Below are 18,539 nucleotides of genomic sequence, written 5' to 3'. Positions count from 1 at the left end.
TTTTATGAAGAAAAATATGATTTTAGTAAAAAGGATGCGAAAACTGAAACTATATAATGAAAATAAGAGGAGGAAAGACCTACTTTCATGCATCTAAAGTAGTAATAGATTATGCTCAAAAAACTAGAGACATGTATTTGCTTAAGTGCTATTTGTTGCTTTCTATTCGTAGCTCCCGCAGAAGCGAGTCACCAACCAGCAGATTATTTAGCGACGCTGCAATTTGATGGGATAGACTGGTTTGATTCAGGAGAACAGAATTTTCCACAAGCCTTTGAATTTCAATCTTACGATAAGGACATTGAACATAATAAAGAAAACCTTATTCGGTTTAAAATTGGAAACTCGATATCAGGAACAGGATCAACAGGTTGGGTTAATAGAGGACCCAATGATCAAAGACCTGCTGTTTATTTTCATATGATTAAAAAGGGAGAATATGATGTATATCAGTATTGGCTATATTATGCTGATAATGATTGGATAAATAATCATGAACATGATTGGGAGAAATATTTTGTATACTTGAAAAATGATAAACCAACACATGTATTAATTTCTAATCATAACGGCTATAAAATAAAGACTTGGTCAGAGATACCTAAAGATAATGGACATCTACTGATTGGAGTAGATGGAGGGTCCCACGCCATGAAATGGCAATCAGAAGATGGTGTACAAATTTGTTATAATGGGGAAATATCGAAAAATAATGGTAGACTAGATGCAGGAGAGGACTCTGTACAAAAATGGGTTATTTATAATAATGATAGTTTGAATGGAGTACAGCCGTATTCTACTATACCGGATATTTTTTACTATGGGGACCCTGCATATGGTTTGAATTCTAATGAATACGTTGACTCGCGTGATGCACCTTGGAAAAGACAGGAATGGAATAACCCTCCACTTCCGTAATAACTTTTATAATTAAAATCCTACTTGTATACAAGTAGGATTTTAATTATAAAAGTATAGGGATGAGGGAATGAAGAAAAATATTTCTCAATAATAAAATTAAGCTGAATATATAAAAAGTTAATAGATTTTCATATATAATGAATGTCAAATCATTAATAAAATTAATTATTAAGTTAACTATGTTAATGGTTAGGAAAGGAGAGATTATTATGGCGAAAGTTCTTGTAATTCATTTTCCTGGAGAAGGGCATATCAATCCAACATTAGCAGTTATAAGTGAATTAATACAAAGAGGAGAAAAAGTTGTTTCGTATTGTATTGAGGATTATAGAAATAAAATTGAAGCAGCGGGTGCTGAATTTCGGGTATATGAAAACTTTCTTCCACAAATAAATATAATGAGTCGAATCAACCAAGGAAACAGTCCTTTGGAGATGTTGTCAAAAATGATTGAAGCTACAGATCGTATTGTGAGTGATATTCTAGAGGAAATAAAAAAAGAACAATATGATTATATGATTTATGATAATCATTTTGCGGTAGGATACATTCTTGCTAATGTCTTACAGTTACCGAAAATCTCTTCGTGTACGACTTTTGCTTTTAATAATGATATATCTTTTCATGATAACACCGAGCCTAGAAAAATAGATGAAAGTTCCCCATTGTATCAGTCTTGTGTAGTAGGAATGAAAAAATGGGAAGAGAAATATGGAATTAGATGTAATAGTTTATTTGATATTATGAATCATCCAGGAGATATTACCATTGTATATACATCAAAACAATACCAACCTTATTCACATATATTTGATGAATCTTTTAAATTTGTTGGTCCTTCAATTGCGACGCGTAACGATGTAGGAAGTTTTCCAATGGAAGATCTAAAAAAGAAGCAAGTTATTCTCATTTCAATGGGGACAATCTTTAATCAACAACCAGAACTATATGAAAAATGTTTTGAAGCATTTCAAGATATAGATGCAACAGTCGTGTTAGTAGTTGGTAAAAAAATAAATATAAGTCAATTTGAAGAAACTCCAGCGAATTTTAAGATATATAATTATGTACCACAATTAGAAATACTCCAACATACAGACGTATTTATTACACACGGGGGAATGAATAGTTCTAGTGAAGCGTTATATTATGGGGTCCCCTTAGTTGTAATTCCAGTTACGGGGGATCAGCCATTCGTAGCAAAACGAGTCGAGGAATTAAGGGCAGGGATTCAGTTGAATCGTACAAAGTTGACTGCTGAAATGTTGCGTGAAGCAGTAGAAAAAGTACTGGAGGATAAGAGCTTTAAGGAAAGTAGTCGTGAAATAGGGGAATCTTTACAAGCGGCGGGTGGATATAAAAGAGCAGTTGATGAAATTGTAACATTCACTTCAACTTTCACACATAAATAGTACTTTCAATTAGAAAATATAAAGTGACAACTAGAAATCTACTCTAATGAAAATATATAGAAAATGGAGTGATTTTTATGTCAAAAGCACTTGTAATTAATTTTCCAGCAGAGGGTCATATTAATCCTACAGTGGGTCTTGTGAAAGAATTAGTTAATAGAGGAGAAGAAGTTATTTACTATTGTGAAGAAGAATATCGTTCAAAGTTACTAAATACAGGTGTTCGATTTCGAAACTATAGGAATCATTTGAACGAGATTCGTTTAAATAGCAGAATGAAGGATATGTTTGATCCGTTACAAATGATATATAGATTTCTAAATGCAACTGAAAAGGCACTTCCCTTTCTTTTAGAAGAAATTAACCGTGAAAAGTTTGATTATATCATTTATGATCAACATTTTTTGTTAGGAAGATTTTTAACTGAAATATTACAATTACCAACAATAGCTTCTTGTACAACATTTGCAATGAATAAGGGGATATGGGAAAGTTTACCCGTGCAAAAAAGAAATTTGGATACCACTTCACCTGTATATAAGAAATGTCTGGGGGTTTTATGTAGAATATGTGATCGCCATGAATTAGATATGGATTCTCTTGAACAGCTTTTTCATTATGAAAGTGACATGACATTAGTTTTTACTTCGAAATATTTTCAGCCATATGCAGATCAGTTTAACCACAATTTTAAATTTGTAGGTCCCTCCATCATTACACGTCAGGAGGCAATAGATTTTCCATTTCATAAGTTAGAAGGAAAAGATGTTATTTATCTTTCAATGGGAACAGAGTTGAATCAACAACCAGAACTATATAACACATGTTTTCATGCGCTAGAAGAATTTGATGGGGTTGTTGTAATTTCTGTTGGTAAGGAAACAAATGTAAGGAAACTTACGAATATTCCATCTAATTTTATTGTTCGTCCCTATGTTCCTCAACTAGAAGTTTTAAAATATACGAATTTGTTTATAACACATGGTGGCATGAATAGCGTAAGTGAAGGACTTTATTATGATACACCTCTTATTGTGTTACCAATTACAAATGATCAACCTTTTGTAGCAAAACGTGTCCAAGAATTAAATGCTGGTGTGATTTTAGATTATGAAAATGTCACATCGAATGTATTGCGAGAAACAGTAAGCCATATACTTAATAATCAAGTTTATAAAGAGGGAAGTAAAACAATTGGTCTGAGTCTACGTAAAGCGGGAGGTTATAAGAAAGCAGTAGATGAAATATTTAATTTTAAAAGAGAAGTTTTATCTAGTGCTCTTCAAAAATAAAGTGAAACTTCCATCAGTGGGGGCTTCAGCTCTTACTGATGGAAAGTCCTCACGAATCGGGCTTTTACGGGCAGTACCCCCACATATTTTCCTCACTTCTCTCTGAGTCTTGAGGTGAAAGGAATTACTGTCCATTAATGTGGGATAAATAGAAAATGAATACAACAAAAACACACTTCAACAAAAAGTGTGTTTTTGTTGTATTAAAATTTAGAAAGGTTACATAAAAATTCCTAAAATAATGTCTAATTTGTGTAAATAAAGTAAGTTCTTTGCAAAAATAAAGAATTTTCGGTATGATAATACTAAGAAAATATATCTGTTTTGGGGGTAATCAATGAAAAGGATATTTGAATATGTTTTACTAACAATTGGATCAATTATTGTAGCTGGTTCACTGGAGCTTATTTTAGCACCAAACGGACTAGTAGACGGTGGAGTTACAGCCATTGCAATCATGGCGAATAAAGTCGCTGGATTGCCGCTTTATGGTGTGTTCTTAGGGATTAATATTCCCATACTATTGTTCACAGCAAAAGTCATGGGGAAAAAGTTCTTTATCCGTACGTCATATGCAAATATTGTAACAACGCTCGGTTTAATTTACTTAAAGCCATTTCCAGCTATTACAACGTCTGAATTACTAATTGTGCTGTATGGCGGAGTATTATTCGGAGTTGGTGTTGGAATTGTTGTAAAAATGGGCGGTGCAATTGATGGATCGGAAATGTTAGCGGTCTGGATGAACAAACATTTTAAAGTACCGATTAGTACATTTTTACTTGCTGTAAATGCGGTTATTTTCATATTTGTCGCTATTTTGTTTTCAATCGAGCAAGCGATGTTCTCGTTAGCAATTTTCTATATTGTTACGAAGATGATTGACTTTATTCTAGATGGCATTAATCAAGGAAAGAGTGTCATGATTATTTCTGGTAAGAATAAAGAAATTGGTGAACTTCTTATGAAGGAATTGCAACTTTCAGTTACGTATCTACATGGAGAAGGTGGTTTTTTGGGAGAGCATCAGAGAATCATATATTGTATTACAAACCGATTTATTTATCCGAAGATGAAAGATCTCGTTCTCTCTGTAGATTCAAGTGCCATAATTGAAGCTTCATACTCAACGGAAACAACTGGTGTGAAACGTCCAGGAATCTCATCACGTTCAGGGCAAACATCAAACGAATAGGCATGTAAATAAAACTGCTCCCTGTAAATAGATTTACGGGGAGCAGTTTTCATTTAGAAAACCAAGCTTCTTTTAATAAATATACAACCGTTTCGATTGAGTCTTCTGGTATCCCTCCGAATCCTAATAGTATATAAGATTCTTTTTGTAAGTCATTTACTGAATCGTAAATGGATAGGGGATAAAGCTTTACATGTTTATTGGCAGCTGATTGAATGAGTTCTTGTTCGTTCATGCCGTTATGAACATGTAATACAATGTGAAGTCCAGATTGATCTCCGAGTATATCAACTTTGGCCCCCATTTGACTTAAAAGTGATTTCACTAATTTGTAATGCTTTTTCTTATATAATGTACGAACACGGTTTAAGTGTCGATCCCAATCTCCTTTTTGAATAAAGTTAGCAAAGGCTAGCTGTTGCATTTTGGAAACGGTTTGTTTAAAAATGCCGCCAAGTTCTGTATAAGTATCTAAAAGGTGATTAGGAAGAACGATATAACCCATTCTTAACGAGGGTAAAAATGATTTTGAAAAAGTCCCCATGTAAATAACACGTTCATTTGTATCAAGCCCCTGTAAGGAGGGAATAGGTTTTCCGACGTAGCGAAATTCCCCGTCGTAATCATCTTCAATAATATAGCTAGAGCGATCATTTGCCCATTTTAATAATTCTAGCCTACGTGATAATGGCATAATCATACCGTATGGAAATTGATGCGAAGGCGTAACATATGCAACGCTGGCATCGCTATTGTATAGAGCTGAAATGTTAATTCCTTTTTCATCTAATGGAATAGGTTGAATAGGACGCCCAGAGCTTTGAATAATAGCTTTTATACGATGAAATCCAGGGTTCTCTATTGCATATGACTTTTGCTGTCCAAGTAATTGAAGTAGTAACCAAAGAAGCGGCTGTGTACCAGCGCCGATAATGATTTGATCAGGCGAAGAGTGGACGCCGCGAGCATGATACAAATATTTCGCAATGTGAGTGCGAAGTACATATTCTCCTTGAGGATCTTCTTTTGTAAATAAATCATTTTCATATTGTAGTAAACATTCTTGTAAGGATCTTTTCCAATTTGAGAGCGGAAAGACTGCTTGATCGATGTTTCCTTGACTACAATCAAAATGAATTAGTTCTTTTTGTGTTTTATCAAATGGATAAGATAGTGCTTGTTGTTTGCTTGGTATAACATCTATATCTACTTCAGTAACAAATATACCGCGTTTTGGTTTACTCTCCACATATCCTTCGGCAGATAATTGTTGATAAGCCGATTCGACTGTAATGCGACTAACTCCAAGTTGTAATGCTAAATTTCGGTGAGAAGGAAGACGTGTCTTAGCAGGAAGAGTTCCCTTTAAGATTTCTTGTTTCATGTGGTCATAAATTTGTATATAAATAGGTGTTTGACTTTCTAATTGTAACGGAATAATGAAATCCATTCGCTATGCTCTCCTTAAAAACTGGCCTTATAAAAAAGAGGTGAACTGTCACTTAAGGAAAGGGCAGTTTGTTTTTATACTAATGATATAACATTTAGAAAATTATATAAATAGTCAAGGAGAGATTAGTGATGGATGTTAGAGAAATAAAAACAGAAGAGGAATTAAATGCAGTATTACCCGTTTTACAAGAATTACGCACTGCACTTACAAAAGGAGAAACACAATCTTTATTTCATCAAATGAAAGAAGAGAGTTACCAACTGTTTTCATTATTTAATAATGAAGGTGAAGCTGTTAGTCTTGCTGGTGTAACAGTGTGTACGAATTTTTATAATAAGAAACACGTTTTTGTATATGACCTTGTAACAGCAGAAGCTCATCGATCAAAGGGATATGGTGAAGCGTTATTATCATATATAGAAAGATGGGGAGAAGAACAAGGTTGTACGTGTATCGCTCTGACATCAGCTTTTCCGCGTGTAGATGCTCATCGTTTTTATGAAAGAGAAGGATATGATAAAGTGAGTTATTCATTTTATAAGAAACTGAAATAAAGAAGAGGGAGACCTCTTCTTTATTTTTGGTTTCGAGTTTGTACTTCCTCTAATTTTTTACTAAGTTCATCCTCTAAGTTAAATTCGAAAAAATTTGCTAGTTTACACAAATAAGCTAAGCAATCTGCAAGTTCTTTCCCAAGGTTTTCACGGATTGCTGTTTTCGCTTGAACATATGCTTCCTGTTCGGGAACACCTTCTTTTTTTAGTTGCTCTGTTTTGTAAAAGAGTGTCCGGAACTCCTCAGCAACTTCTGCAATCTCGGTTGTCAGTAACATGTGAGTGTATAAGAGAAATTCTTTGCTTATTTGAAATTCGTCTCTCTGATCGTTATGATTTCAGCCCATGTCCTCTTGAAACCGTTGATATACTTCTTGAACTTTTTTTAAATAAATTCCTCCCAGAATGATATAAAAAGCATAGAATAGTAGATTGTTTTCATTTTGTATAAGTACAATGACATGTTTACAAATGTAGCGAAGGAGGTTTTCTTTCTTCTGAAGAAGCAAATGAAAAAGAATCTTTATTTTTTACAAATGTTTTTTGATCCTGAACTGGTCGCACTGCTAGAGATTGCGAACTTCTTGTTTTGAGTGCACCCTGAATCCCAGTTGTCATGAGTTTGATGAAAAGAATAGTAACAAAGAATGCGACGAGTGTATAAAAAATAATCCACAATGAAAGATTCATTTCATAACGGTTTAGCCCAATAAGGCCTGCCCAATCATTCGAAAGCGAAACAGGTTTGTATTCATCAGCATCCATTTCTTTCAGCTGTATCCCGCCAATAACAATGTGAAGTAATGACAAGTGGATCATAAGTATAAGAGTCTGAACAACATGCTCCATAAATAAAACAAATAATCGGTCGAGTAATAAGACACGTAAGTGTTTCTGTATAATATGAAAACGGCTTGCACCCATTAATTGTGAGCTCAATATATAATCCCTATGCATAAATTGGTCAATTTCGGAGGAAATATATAAAGAAATTGTAGGTAGGGCAACAAAAATGAGTATGATTGCTTGGTAAAGTGCGAATGGAGTATTTGGACTTAGCCTGTCAGCATTTGATGTGATTGCAACATTAACCGGTATTATGAGTATGAATGCGATAAATACAGTTGGGATATAATAAAATATTTCTGAGCATGCTTGGAAATATTTTTTGAACTTTGCAGCATATAAACTTAATAGGATACCTATACATGTTCCGCATAAAATACGAAATAAACTAATTGTAACAGCAAATAAAATTGTGAATTTCGCACCTTCTAAAATTTGTAAGGAAATAGATTCTCCAAAACGATCGGAACCAAATGGAGGCATTAGAGATGGCGAAAATGGTGCTTTTCCAATCAGTTCATTATTGTCATTGTAAAGTAACAGAGGGGCTTTTGGAATATCATCTTTAAAGAACCAACTATAAATAAAACTGGCTGAAACAAGTACTGTAAGATAAATGAATCCAATTAAAAAGCGTTTTGATTTCCAAATCGATTTCATAGAGCTTCTCCTTTTATTTGTTTTTGCCATTTATTCATCATAAGAGAGGTCATTTGGAAGATGATATAAAACGGCAATACAATCATGATAAGTAAGATAAATGTACCGGAAGTAGAAAATTTTCCTATCCAAAATAAAAATTGAATAATCCCCTGCATATTAAAAACAAATTCCAAAACGAATAAATTAGAAAGTAGGAAAACAAAAATTGTTTTTAAATGGTGGAAGAAATGAATAGATATATTTTTAAATAAATGAATACACAGTATGTAACTTGATGAAAGTCCTTTGCCATAAGCAACTTCTACATAATGTTTTTCATGTTCTTCTTTTATGTATAAAACCATCATCCTAAACATTTGTAATGTAGGTAAAACAGCTAAAGACAAAATAGGGAGTAAATAAGCACGATTCTCATTAAAAGACATAATTTTGACAGGAGATTCTCCGAAGTGATTAAGGATCCAAATGAACAGTATTTGTAAACAAATCATTATCATCATATCAGGGATAGCTTCTAATATGAAAACGAATCTAGCAATCCATTTTTTTATAGAATTCTTTGCTAAAAAATAGAAAAATGCCATGCTGGATGAGGCAAAGAGAGCAAGACAAAAAGCAGCAAATAAAATAGTAAAAGAATATATATAAGGATCAAAAACTGTTGGGAATAAAGGCGTTTTTTTAAAGCTTCCGAAACCTGATCCCGGTGTAAGAATCATAAGAGATTGAAGCGAGAAAACTTCTTTTAGCATGGTAAAAACCTGTTTGAAAAATTGAATAGGTTGAAAGGTAAATCCCCCTTGACTAACAAATAAATAAGGTAGATTCAATAATAGTAAGAGTGATAGAACGATAGATGAAAGTTTTATCACAAATTGAGATATTTTGTTTAACATTAAACCCCTCCGTTATCTTTTTACATTATTATACAATAAAACGCGGGGTGTTGTTTGATTTTTCAGAAAAGCATATAATGTTTGAAGTGTATAAAATTCTAATATTCGATTTAATAGTATAGGAGGAAGTATGGAACATATATATTTACAAGGCAAAAAAGTGATAGTAAGAGAGATAGAAGAGAAAGATATAAATTCTTTATATTCACAAATATATAAAGAGGAAAATCCTGAATGGAAAAAGTGGGATGCACCATATTTTCCATTTTCTATTCAAGAATATCCGGTGTATAAGGAGAGTTTACAATATAAGTTAGGAGAGGAACCCTTATCTCAACTTATTATTGAAACGGACGGCGAAATAATTGGAACGGTTGGTTTCTATTGGGAATATAAGGCGTCACGTTGGCTAGAAATAGGGGTTACGATTTATGACCCGACATATTGGAATGGTGGTTACGGAACAGAAGCTTTGCGATTATATAAAGATTTATTATTTGAAAAACTAGAGATTGGTAGAGTTGGATTAACGACGTGGTCCGGAAATGAAAGAATGATAAAAGTCGCTGAAAAAATTGGTATGCAGTTAGAAGGTAGAATGCGAAAATGTCGGTACTATAATGGGACATATTATGATTCTATCCGAATGGGAATGACTCGTGAAGAATGGGAAGCACTAAGAGAATTCAAGGAGTGAAGTGAGATGACATATATAATTAGAGAAATGAAAGAAGCAGACATTAACGATGTACAAGAAGTGGCGAAAGTAGCTTGGCATGATACATATGAGGGGATCATCCCAAAAACAATACAGGATAAATTTTTGGAGCAAGCGTATTCAGGTGTAAAGATGAAGTATCGACTAGAAAATTCGCATTTATTTGTAGCAGAAATAGATGAGAAAATAATTGGTTTTGCAAATTTTTCACCTGTAAAGCATCAAAATGAAGCAGAATTAGGAGCAATTTACTTATTGCCAGAGCATCAAGAAAAAGGGATAGGTACAGCTTTATTACAAAGAGGTATTACTCTCTTAGAAGATGTTCAAAAAATCTATATTTACGTAGAGGCAGAAAATGAAAAAGGAAAACGATTTTATGAAGCGAAAGGTTTTGCAGCTTTAGAGCAATTTGAAGAGGACTTTGAAGGACATAAGTTGCAAACAATAAGAATGGTTTTACATATATAAAGCAAATGAACGAGGAGGACAAAAGATAAAGATATTTGATTTTAGTGAAAAGGTAGGGAATTACATATCAGCGTTCCAATCCAGTTTTACAATGTCTAAAATAGTAAAACATCAAGGGAATATACATATTGGATGTATGCATTTACAGCCAAAAGGAATGATTGGATATCATGAAGCTGTTGTTCCACAGTTGCTTCTTATTGTAGAGGGAGAAGGATATGTTTGCGGTGCGGATAAGAAGAAAGTGAAAGTACAATCGGGACATGCTGTGTTTTGGGATAAAGGGGAATTTCATGAGACAAGTACGGAAACAGGACTTATGGTGATTGTAATTGAATCAGAGAACCTAGAAAGTAATATTCGAATGCCGATTGTGGAAATAGAAGGAATAGGAGGATAATGGGATGATTCAAAAAGCAAATAAAGGCGAAGTACAACAAATATTGTCATTTACAGCACAGTCACTCTTTGAAGGAACGAGAGAAACGTGTCAATTAAGCCAAGAAAAAGCTATTGAAATTACACAGCCTTTATTAGAAAAAGGAGCATACTACTTAGTTGTAAAACAAGAAAATGACATAGCGGGATGGATTCTACTTGGAGAGAATACAGACTATTTTTCCGGGGAAGAAATAGGATTTATTTATGAGTTATATATTTTTCCTGAGCATCGAGGAAAAGGATTATCACGAAAACTAATGAAAGCAGGGATTGATAAATTGCAAGAAAAGTATAAAGAAATACGTTTAAACGTATTTGCTGGAAATTTCGCAAAAGAGATGTATAGAGAATTTGGGTTTGTTGAGAGGCAAGTAGTTATGACCTTAAAGCAATAAAAGTAGCTTGAAGGAGGAGAGGAAAGATGAAGAGGGGAAATGATTATGTTGTTTATTTACAAGAAGTATATCTTGAGTTACAAGTGCAATCGGCTTATTATTTGGTGTTCTAAATCGTGATAAACGAGCTTTTGAACAAGGGATTAAAGAATATGTGTAGGGAAGGGAAGTGTAATTGAGAGGGAATTTAACTTTTCCTTGACTTCTTTTTGATATTTGGTATTTGTTATTTTCACCATATTATAAGATATAACTGCTAACTCGGAATACGCTTTAGCAAGCAAAGTATTGGTGAGTATACGGTGACGAAAGCTAAACCGATTCTTTGATAGAATCGGTTCTTTTTTATCCCTGATATTCGTGGACAATAAGAATCTTATCTCAAAATGTAGAGAAAGAAAAAAGTTAGGTGAGGGAAGAAGCAATTCCTACTGATTAAACCTTTACTTTATTGAAATAGTTGAGGAAATTGCTTTATTATTCCTTCAGTAAGTGTATCCGCCATTTCTAAAGCTTCCTTCTCAATTTTGTCATACAATTGAACACCTGCTTGATAATCTTTACTTAGAATGGCTACTGCTTCAGATTTAGTCAATGCTAGGTGTTCATAAAACATTTTCCTAAACACCGAGTTTGAACCTCAGGGGAAAGAACCTACCTCTTAAGGATAAAGGGTTTGTCTTTGTTTATGAAGATAATGATTCAAATTATATTAAAATATTTTAAATTTTATCAAGTTTTCATACATTGAAAAAAATGTAATTATATATATAATTCAAGAAGGATTTGTAATTTTTGAAATTAAATTCATATTTTTTATAGGATGGTGATTATTTAATGCTGACATGTGGCTACTTATAAAGCTAGATAATATTTATGGAGAAGAGTATGGAGCAATATATGCTAAATTGGAAGAATTTAATATGTTTAGATCAATTTTCTAATCCATCAAATCCTAAAGCGCATTATATAAGAACTAGGAGAAAGATTTTTAATCAATTGCAGGGGAATGTTGATATATTTGTAGCGTCAATCGGCAGCGGCGGAACAATTATGGGATGCGGAAAACTTTTAAAAGAACTAAATCGTAACACGAAGAGTATTTGGATCCAGCCAGAGGAGGATGATATATTAAATGAAAAATTTGTCCTACATAAGATTCAAGCTAATGCAGTAGGGAGAATATCAGATTTTTTCGATAAAAAGATTATTGATTCAATGATAAGTATTACGAATAAGCAATGATCTTTAAAGATTATCTAGCAAGTAGACAAGGAATATTTGTTGGTATTTCTTCTTGCGATAACATCTAAGTTTTGTTGGAATATCTAAAAATTCAGATATTGATAAAAGTATAGTTACTAGTGCACCGGACAGTGGACGGTGTTATTTAAAGTACTACCAAAAGTAACTAATAATTATTAAAAAGGAAGTTTATGTTGATAAATTATATCAAAAAAGGAGATTAAGTTAAATGAAAGAATAACGGATGTATTAGCTAAGTTTAAAATTAATATGAGAGCAGAGGATGAGTTAATAGTTGTTATAAAGTGTATGGAGATTTAATTACATTTTCTCAAAAAGATCTCCTAGCTCCTATAGTAATACTTATGTATATAATGGAATCTTATTTCTCCTATCAAACTGTAATGATGTATTGATTATCAAATATTCTTGTCAAAAATTATGACATACTTTTGGCTAAAAAATATTGGGAATAACTAAATCGAATACAGGAATTGAAATTCATCCATCAGCAGATATTGGTAACACCTTTGTTCCTAGATCATGGTATTGGTACTGTGATTGGAGAAACAGTATCGATAGCAGATAATTACTATTTCCTGCAAAATATAATAATAGGCTCGAGAAATATAGCTAATAATAAAAATGGAACAAGGTATCCCCGAATTGGGAATAAAGTGGGGATTGGTAGGTTTGTTAGAATTTATGGGGATGTAATGCAGAGAGAGTAATAGTAACATTCACCTTAGAAGAACTACCTTTTGATATGTATTATGAGTGAACTACCTACGACTTATATCTCGCCTAAAGGTGAGAGCTTCTCAGTTCTATCACGAAAGTAATCTTTCATCCTGCAGAGCGTTACTTCGGAAAGTTCCTTTCTTAGATGTCCAACGAATGGAAGCTTTTTTGTTACCTTAGTTACTTTATGAGCGGAAGGATAAGCTTGGTTTTCGCATTTTGGTTTGTCCATTCAACCCTATATAACCACTGATTAAAGTAATCTTTCATAAGTAGATTATAGGATAAAAGTGCATGCTTTACTATACAAAAAGCCAATTCATCTCCACTTTTCATTGGGCTACGTCCTGCACATTTAGAAGATGGAGATTTCTTGAATAAAAATGCTAAAAAATAACTTAATAGAAAATAGGCGTAACCCCTTAATAACTTTGAACACTTTTTGTTAATCAATAATGGAAATCTTATTGTAAGTAAGTTCAAGCATTTTGTTACCTAACTTAAAAATTTAAAGAGCGAGATTATGATCCATGAAGCTAGATGTACTGTGGAATCTTGCTTAGTTAAAGTTGGCTATTATGCTTGCCACTCCCCAAAATGCACTTTCTATTGGAAAAAGTGCTCATTTTTATTTAGCGGTTACAGTAGGAGAAAAAAATGATAAGAAATAATGAAACGAAATATATATTATTAGTATTTGTATCAGTTTGTTTTTGGCTACAGGTGGTATTTTTGTTAAAATAAGTGAATTACCACCGATTAATACAGGTTTTTATCGCGTATTGATTTCTATCCCTCTTTTATTACCGTTTGTATGGAAGGAAATTAGAAAAGTTTCAAAAAAAGATATCTCATTAATGCTTTTAGCAGGTGTGTTTTTAGCAGGTGATTTAATTTTATGGAATATATCTTTTTATTATACTAGTGTTGCAAATGCTAATTTATTAGCTAATTTAGTACCCTTAGTAATTATTCCATTTTCATTTTTTATTTTTAAAGAAAAAATAACACTTAAATTTTTTATAGGAGCGATAATTACATTATCTGGGGTATTTATTTTAGTTAGCGGTAAAGCAGTAATAACAATGGACAATTTATTTGGAGACATGTTAGCTTTTTTAACTTCTTTTTTCTATGCATTATTTTTATTGACAGTATATAAAGTGCGAGAAAGAGTAACCGCTAGTACTATTATGTTTGTGAGTGCTTTTGGAAGTTCAATAACAATTTTTATTTCTATGATTTTTACTGAAGGAATTTATTTCCCAAGCAGTTCTTCAGAATGGCTACCTTTAATAGGTTTAGCTATTTTTTCGCAAATTTTAGGACAAGGGTTACTTAGTTTTTGTTTGGGTAAAGTTAATGTTGTACTATCCTCAATATTAGTTTTACTACAACCAATCGTAGCTGCAATATATGCATGGTTTATTTTCGCTCAGAAGCTTACAATAGTGGAGGGAATAGGAATGCTAATTTCTCTAATTGGAGTTTATGTAGTGAAAATGCAAAAGAAATAATATATTTATCAGGTTAAATAAAATTCATAATTTTGAACCTTTTGGTCTCAAGGTTTTTAAAGATTAAAAAAGGAGTATCTCAGTTCTTATTCTGATACTAGCATAAATAAGCAAATTAAAAAAATAGAACACTAAATTGATAAGAAAGAACCATTTTGATCAATCTATTTTGAAGTGACCCTAAAAAGTTAGACAGGTCATTTCATAAGGCAACTTCTTGGGCATGGGCTTGGTATTGTACCGAACGCATGCCTTTTAGTTTTGTCTTAATTCTTTTATGATTATAGTATTCTATATATTTTTCTAGTTCTTGCTTAAAATGTTCCGTACTTTCAAATTCTTTTCGATACAGAAATTCGGATACCATGATACCGAAAAAATTTTCAATATTGTATATACCCTTCTCTAGCAAGTTATGAAAGTGCTTTTTTTGTTTTTGTAAGTCGTTAAGTTGTTTTTCTTACTTTTCTAGAGCTTTCTGTTGAAGCAGAATGTTATTTTTTATTTTCTTTTTGTGTACCATGTTCTCTTGTATTTCAAAACTTTCAATGGTTTGTTTTAATCTACCAAGTATACGCTGTTCAACAAGTACTAAAGAAACTCCTTTTTGAATTAGACGTCCGCCAAAGTATCCACCAATTACTCCTGCTCCTACTATTAAAAATCGCATATTAATACCTTCTTTTTATTTTTCAAAAAGTATATTGTAAAAAAAGTCAAGTTTTTATTTTGTCATATAATTAGTTATTTATATATTTATTCTGAATATAAAGCATAGAAGTTATATTGTATACAACACAAATATTATTTAAACGGTTAGATCCATTAGTATTATAATTCTATATAATCTAAGAGGTGGTGTTTATAGGAGGTGGAATATTCTGAAATATATATCGATTTTTATTATTGGTAAATAATTGACATAAAACTAATCGTAAATATAAAATTATAATACGAAAATGAATAAATTTCCAATAAATCTGACTCAAAAAATGAGAGGAGGAGATATAAATGATTATAAGTAGGGAAAAGAATTTGACTGTAAATAAAAATAACTTTGCAACAGGTATCGGAAGCGCTTTCGGAACGTGTGGAGAGCTTGTTTAAGGTTGCGTTAATAACCAAAATTTTATGATTACATTTCCTATACCTCTATACGCTCACGCTGAAGCGAAATTTGTAAGTGGGGGAAAGATAATTATAACCCCTAGTTATAAAACTAAAGCTGCAAAAGCTGCAGAAATACTATTAAACTCATTGAAAGTTTTGGGAATAATTGATAAGAATTTAGGAATTACAATTAAAGTTGAATCAGAATTAATTGAAGGGAAAGGGATGGCTAGTAGTACAGCTGACATTGTAGCAGTTTGTCGAGCTATTTCAAATTTGTGTAACTATCCTATTGCATGTTGGGAAATATCAAATATTTGTACCGCTATTGAACCATCTGATGGTGTAATGTATCAATCATCGGTAGTATATGATTTTTTTTAAAGGTAGGTTGCTTGAAGATATAGGACCTTTGATGTCGATGCGTTTGATCATTATTGATAATGGTGATGCTGTAGATACAGTTAGTTTTAAGAGGGTACCTTATACGTCTAATGAGATGAAACAAATTTTGGAAGCTTATGATTTAGCAACTCGTGGAATTAAAAGCCAAGATATTGAACTATTGGGGCGTGCTACTACAATAAGTGCTCAGGTAAATCAACGTAGGCATTATAAAAGAGAGTTGAATGATATTATTGATATTTTACCTGAATTGGGTGCTTATGGAATATCGGTAGCCCATAGTGGTTCAATTCTTTCTTTATTATTTGATGCCGATGGTTGTTTGAAAATTGAAAATACAAAAACGTATCAAGATGTTGTTTCCAGAAGCAACTCTTAAAGAAGTTAATATCTTGAAAGAAGAATTTGAGAAAAATATATAAGCAAAATGAGGTGTATAACATGGTTCGAAAATTGTATCTAGAAGATCCTTACCTTCAAGAATGTAATGCTACAATAACAAGAATAGATGGAAATAAAATTTTTTTAGATCAAACTGTTTTTTACCCAGAAGGTGGAGGACAGCTTGGCGATCAAGGGTGGATTGCAGGGAATGAAGTAATTGATACACAAAAGACTGGAGGAAACCTGTTTTATCATTCTGATTTCCCAATAATTAAGGTTGGTTCAGAAGTAGCACATATCTTAAAAGATCCGGTAAAAGAGTTACATGTTGGAATGAAAGTTCAAGCGAAAATTAACTGGGAAAGGCGACACATATTGATGAGAATGCACTCTGCTGCACATCTTGTTTACTATTATACATTTAAAGTGTTTGGAGAGATGTATGTTAAAGGGTGTCATATTGCAGAAGACAGAGCTCGATTTGACTTCTATAGTCCTGATAAACGTCTTGATCGTGAAGGACTAGATGAAGTAGAGAAGCTTGCAAATTTAATAATTAAAAGGAATCTTCCAATCCCAAACATCCCTCTAGATGAGGAACCAGAGGCAATAAATTGGATTTGTGGCGATATGCATATCCCTTGTGGTGGTACGCATGTAAGACAAACCGGGGATATTGGAGAAATCTCTGTAATAAGGAACTCGAGAGGGAAAAGTTTGGAGCGTATATATTTAAAAATTTGAGAGAGAGATTAATTTGAATAATCTAGGGAAAGCTTCAGCATTGCCTTTTAGGAAGATAGTGAAAGGGATAGGTACGATGAGTGTCGCCCTCTCGGCAATTATTAGGGGTTCATTGGTTTATTCGTACAAAGTATCGCTTTACCATCTATAACAATTACTTTTTGTCGAGTTTTCTTTGCAGCTTTATCTATATTAGTACTATTACTGTTTACTTCTTCGATTAGGAATTTAAAACTTAACTCAGTAAAACAATATGCTCTTGTTGGCCTTATGTCTCTGTTTTATATCATAAATTGGGTGATTTTTTTGAAGTGTTGAAATTAACTACTGTTACAAATGTAATTTTGGCATATTATACAGCTCCAGCTTTTATGGTGATATTAGGCTTTTTCTTTTTAAAGGAAGGTTTGAATTTACGAACTATACATTTTATTGTGCTAGTCTTCCTAGGGCTGTATTTACTATTTTCTTCAGATTCTGCCTGAACGACCTAAAAAAGTTCCTTATGGAACGACAGTTACTTCTTGGTCTTATGCTAGTTTACAAGAGAATAAGGTATCTAATTTAGAATTACTCAAAAGCTAGATGACTTGAAAGGAAAAATTTTATGAAACTTGATTTTGACCAATAAATCAATAGATTTTATACAGCATCATATAAATGGGATCAGTCTAAAAGTCTTTTTGGAACGGAAGATATTTTACCGATGTGGGTAGCTGATATGGATTTTATGTCACCACCGGCAGTGATTACTGCACTTGTCAATAGAGCAGCATCTGGAGTTTACGGATATACAATAATACCAGATTCTTATTATATGGCCATAATCGATTGGTTGAAAAAGAGACATAAATGGGTAGTAAAAAAAGAATGGATAACATATTCTCCAGGAATAGTAACAGCGTTAAGTATTCTGATTTCTTGCTTAACTAAACCAGGGGATAAAGTAATTATTCAATCCCCTGTATATCACCCGTTCTATGATGTAGTGATTCAACAAAATAGAAAATTAGTAACGAATAATCTCATTTTAGAAAATGGCATTACCACAAGCATGTCCCGTAAAGGAAACTGCCATGATAATGCCGTAATAGAATCTTTTCATTCCTCATTGAAATCTGAATTATTTTATTCAC

21 protein-coding genes and 2 pseudogenes are annotated in these 18,539 nt (G+C 32.6%); 16 read left to right on the top strand and 7 right to left on the bottom strand.

Going from position 1 to position 18,539, the window contains the following annotated elements; genetic code table 11:
• Window positions 1-111 precede the first annotated feature (111 nt).
• The 4 genes from AZF08_RS19970 (at window position 112) to AZF08_RS19955 (ending at window position 4,820) form a co-directional block, all read left to right on the top strand.
• The gene (locus tag AZF08_RS19970) at window positions 112-918 is read left to right on the top strand and encodes an NPP1 family protein (protein ID WP_033673681.1); all 807 of its coding nucleotides are present in this window, start codon (window positions 112-114) and stop codon (window positions 916-918) included.
• 212 nt (window positions 919-1,130) lie between these two features.
• The gene (locus AZF08_RS19965; RefSeq protein WP_033673682.1) at window positions 1,131-2,333 is read left to right on the top strand and encodes a macrolide family glycosyltransferase; all 1,203 of its coding nucleotides are present in this window, start codon (window positions 1,131-1,133) and stop codon (window positions 2,331-2,333) included.
• A gap of 77 nt (window positions 2,334-2,410) precedes the next feature.
• Window positions 2,411-3,625: a macrolide family glycosyltransferase gene (locus AZF08_RS19960; protein ID WP_033673683.1), complete on the top strand. Its 1,215-nt coding sequence runs from the start codon at window positions 2,411-2,413 to the stop codon at window positions 3,623-3,625.
• A 337-nt stretch (window positions 3,626-3,962) separates the two neighbouring features.
• Entirely contained in the window at window positions 3,963-4,820 is an 858-nt protein-coding gene (locus AZF08_RS19955; protein ID WP_033673684.1) for a YitT family protein, read from the top strand.
• A gap of 49 nt (window positions 4,821-4,869) precedes the next feature.
• On the opposite strand, the gene pdxR is transcribed toward AZF08_RS19955, so the two are convergent.
• Window positions 4,870-6,270, bottom strand: a complete 1,401-nt coding sequence (gene pdxR / locus AZF08_RS19950; RefSeq protein WP_033673685.1) for a MocR-like pyridoxine biosynthesis transcription factor PdxR — start codon at window positions 6,268-6,270, stop codon at window positions 4,870-4,872.
• Between the two features lie 131 nt (window positions 6,271-6,401).
• Here pdxR and AZF08_RS19945 point away from each other — a divergent pair, with 131 nt between their 5' ends.
• Complete coding sequence (locus tag AZF08_RS19945; RefSeq protein WP_033673686.1) at window positions 6,402-6,827, top strand: GNAT family N-acetyltransferase; 426 nt, start codon at window positions 6,402-6,404, stop codon at window positions 6,825-6,827.
• 20 nt (window positions 6,828-6,847) lie between these two features.
• On the opposite strand, the gene AZF08_RS19940 is transcribed toward AZF08_RS19945, so the two are convergent.
• The 3 genes from AZF08_RS19940 to AZF08_RS19930 all read right to left on the bottom strand — a co-directional run bounded on the left by AZF08_RS19940 (window position 6,848) and on the right by AZF08_RS19930 (window position 9,232).
• Entirely contained in the window at window positions 6,848-7,105 is a 258-nt protein-coding gene (locus AZF08_RS19940) for a MazG nucleotide pyrophosphohydrolase domain-containing protein (protein WP_235190026.1), read from the bottom strand.
• 187 nt (window positions 7,106-7,292) lie between these two features.
• A complete protein-coding gene (locus tag AZF08_RS19935) occupies window positions 7,293-8,333 on the bottom strand; it encodes an ABC transporter permease subunit (protein ID WP_033673687.1) in 1,041 nt (346 codons plus the stop codon).
• Window positions 8,330-9,232, bottom strand: a complete 903-nt coding sequence (locus AZF08_RS19930) for an ABC transporter permease subunit (RefSeq protein WP_033673688.1) — start codon at window positions 9,230-9,232, stop codon at window positions 8,330-8,332. Before AZF08_RS19930 ends, AZF08_RS19935 begins: the two co-directional genes overlap by 4 nt.
• A 130-nt stretch (window positions 9,233-9,362) precedes the next feature.
• Between AZF08_RS19930 and AZF08_RS19925 the strand changes: the two genes are divergently transcribed.
• Genes AZF08_RS19925 through AZF08_RS19910 form a run of 4 tightly spaced genes read left to right on the top strand, consistent with a single transcriptional unit; the run spans window position 9,363 to window position 11,257 of the window.
• A complete protein-coding gene (locus AZF08_RS19925; protein ID WP_033673689.1) occupies window positions 9,363-9,929 on the top strand; it encodes a GNAT family N-acetyltransferase in 567 nt (188 codons plus the stop codon).
• 6 nt (window positions 9,930-9,935) lie between these two features.
• Complete coding sequence (locus tag AZF08_RS19920; protein ID WP_033673690.1) at window positions 9,936-10,421, top strand: GNAT family N-acetyltransferase; 486 nt, start codon at window positions 9,936-9,938, stop codon at window positions 10,419-10,421.
• 25 nt (window positions 10,422-10,446) lie between these two features.
• The gene (locus tag AZF08_RS19915) at window positions 10,447-10,821 is read left to right on the top strand and encodes a cupin (protein ID WP_033673691.1); all 375 of its coding nucleotides are present in this window, start codon (window positions 10,447-10,449) and stop codon (window positions 10,819-10,821) included.
• A 4-nt stretch (window positions 10,822-10,825) separates the two neighbouring features.
• The gene (locus AZF08_RS19910) at window positions 10,826-11,257 is read left to right on the top strand and encodes a GNAT family N-acetyltransferase (protein ID WP_033673692.1); all 432 of its coding nucleotides are present in this window, start codon (window positions 10,826-10,828) and stop codon (window positions 11,255-11,257) included.
• Window positions 11,258-11,705: 448 nt separating this feature from the next.
• On the opposite strand, the pseudogene AZF08_RS19905 reads toward AZF08_RS19910, so the two are convergent.
• A pseudogene (locus AZF08_RS19905) lies at window positions 11,706-11,882 on the bottom strand (acetylglutamate kinase); the annotation flags it as partial.
• Between the two features lie 263 nt (window positions 11,883-12,145).
• Between AZF08_RS19905 and AZF08_RS19900 the strand changes: the two are divergent.
• Both AZF08_RS19900 and AZF08_RS19895 read left to right on the top strand, forming a co-directional pair.
• Complete coding sequence (locus tag AZF08_RS19900; protein ID WP_051725664.1) at window positions 12,146-12,502, top strand: pyridoxal-phosphate dependent enzyme; 357 nt, start codon at window positions 12,146-12,148, stop codon at window positions 12,500-12,502.
• Window positions 12,503-13,956: 1,454 nt separating this feature from the next.
• Window positions 13,957-14,760, top strand: a complete 804-nt coding sequence (locus AZF08_RS19895) for a DMT family transporter (protein WP_235190027.1) — start codon at window positions 13,957-13,959, stop codon at window positions 14,758-14,760.
• Window positions 14,761-14,962: 202 nt separating this feature from the next.
• Here AZF08_RS19895 and AZF08_RS30860 read toward each other — a convergent pair.
• Both AZF08_RS30860 and AZF08_RS31450 read right to left on the bottom strand, forming a co-directional pair.
• Window positions 14,963-15,148: pseudogene (locus tag AZF08_RS30860) on the bottom strand (IS3 family transposase); the annotation flags it as partial.
• A gap of 72 nt (window positions 15,149-15,220) precedes the next feature.
• A complete protein-coding gene (locus tag AZF08_RS31450; RefSeq protein WP_033673694.1) occupies window positions 15,221-15,430 on the bottom strand; it encodes a 2-dehydropantoate 2-reductase N-terminal domain-containing protein in 210 nt (69 codons plus the stop codon).
• Window positions 15,431-15,891: 461 nt separating this feature from the next.
• Between AZF08_RS31450 and AZF08_RS31445 the strand changes: the two genes are divergently transcribed.
• The 5 genes from AZF08_RS31445 to AZF08_RS32245 all read left to right on the top strand — a co-directional run.
• Window positions 15,892-16,254: a GHMP family kinase ATP-binding protein gene (locus AZF08_RS31445; RefSeq protein WP_167332916.1), complete on the top strand. Its 363-nt coding sequence runs from the start codon at window positions 15,892-15,894 to the stop codon at window positions 16,252-16,254.
• 37 nt (window positions 16,255-16,291) lie between these two features.
• A complete protein-coding gene (locus AZF08_RS31440; RefSeq protein ID WP_167332917.1) occupies window positions 16,292-16,654 on the top strand; it encodes a hypothetical protein in 363 nt (120 codons plus the stop codon).
• Between the two features lie 62 nt (window positions 16,655-16,716).
• Window positions 16,717-17,403: an alanyl-tRNA editing protein gene (locus AZF08_RS19875; RefSeq protein ID WP_033673695.1), complete on the top strand. Its 687-nt coding sequence runs from the start codon at window positions 16,717-16,719 to the stop codon at window positions 17,401-17,403.
• A 311-nt stretch (window positions 17,404-17,714) separates the two neighbouring features.
• Window positions 17,715-17,888: an EamA family transporter gene (locus tag AZF08_RS32250; RefSeq protein ID WP_161486799.1), complete on the top strand. Its 174-nt coding sequence runs from the start codon at window positions 17,715-17,717 to the stop codon at window positions 17,886-17,888.
• A 221-nt stretch (window positions 17,889-18,109) separates the two neighbouring features.
• Window positions 18,110-18,539, top strand: a 430-nt coding sequence (locus tag AZF08_RS32245) for an aminotransferase class I/II-fold pyridoxal phosphate-dependent enzyme (RefSeq protein ID WP_407639490.1), incomplete at its 3' end; no start/stop codon positions are given.

Source organism: Bacillus gaemokensis, from assembly GCF_001590835.1.
GTDB lineage: Bacteria > Bacillota > Bacilli > Bacillales > Bacillaceae_G > Bacillus_A > Bacillus_A gaemokensis.
This window is presented reverse-complemented; position numbering and strand designations above follow the sequence as displayed.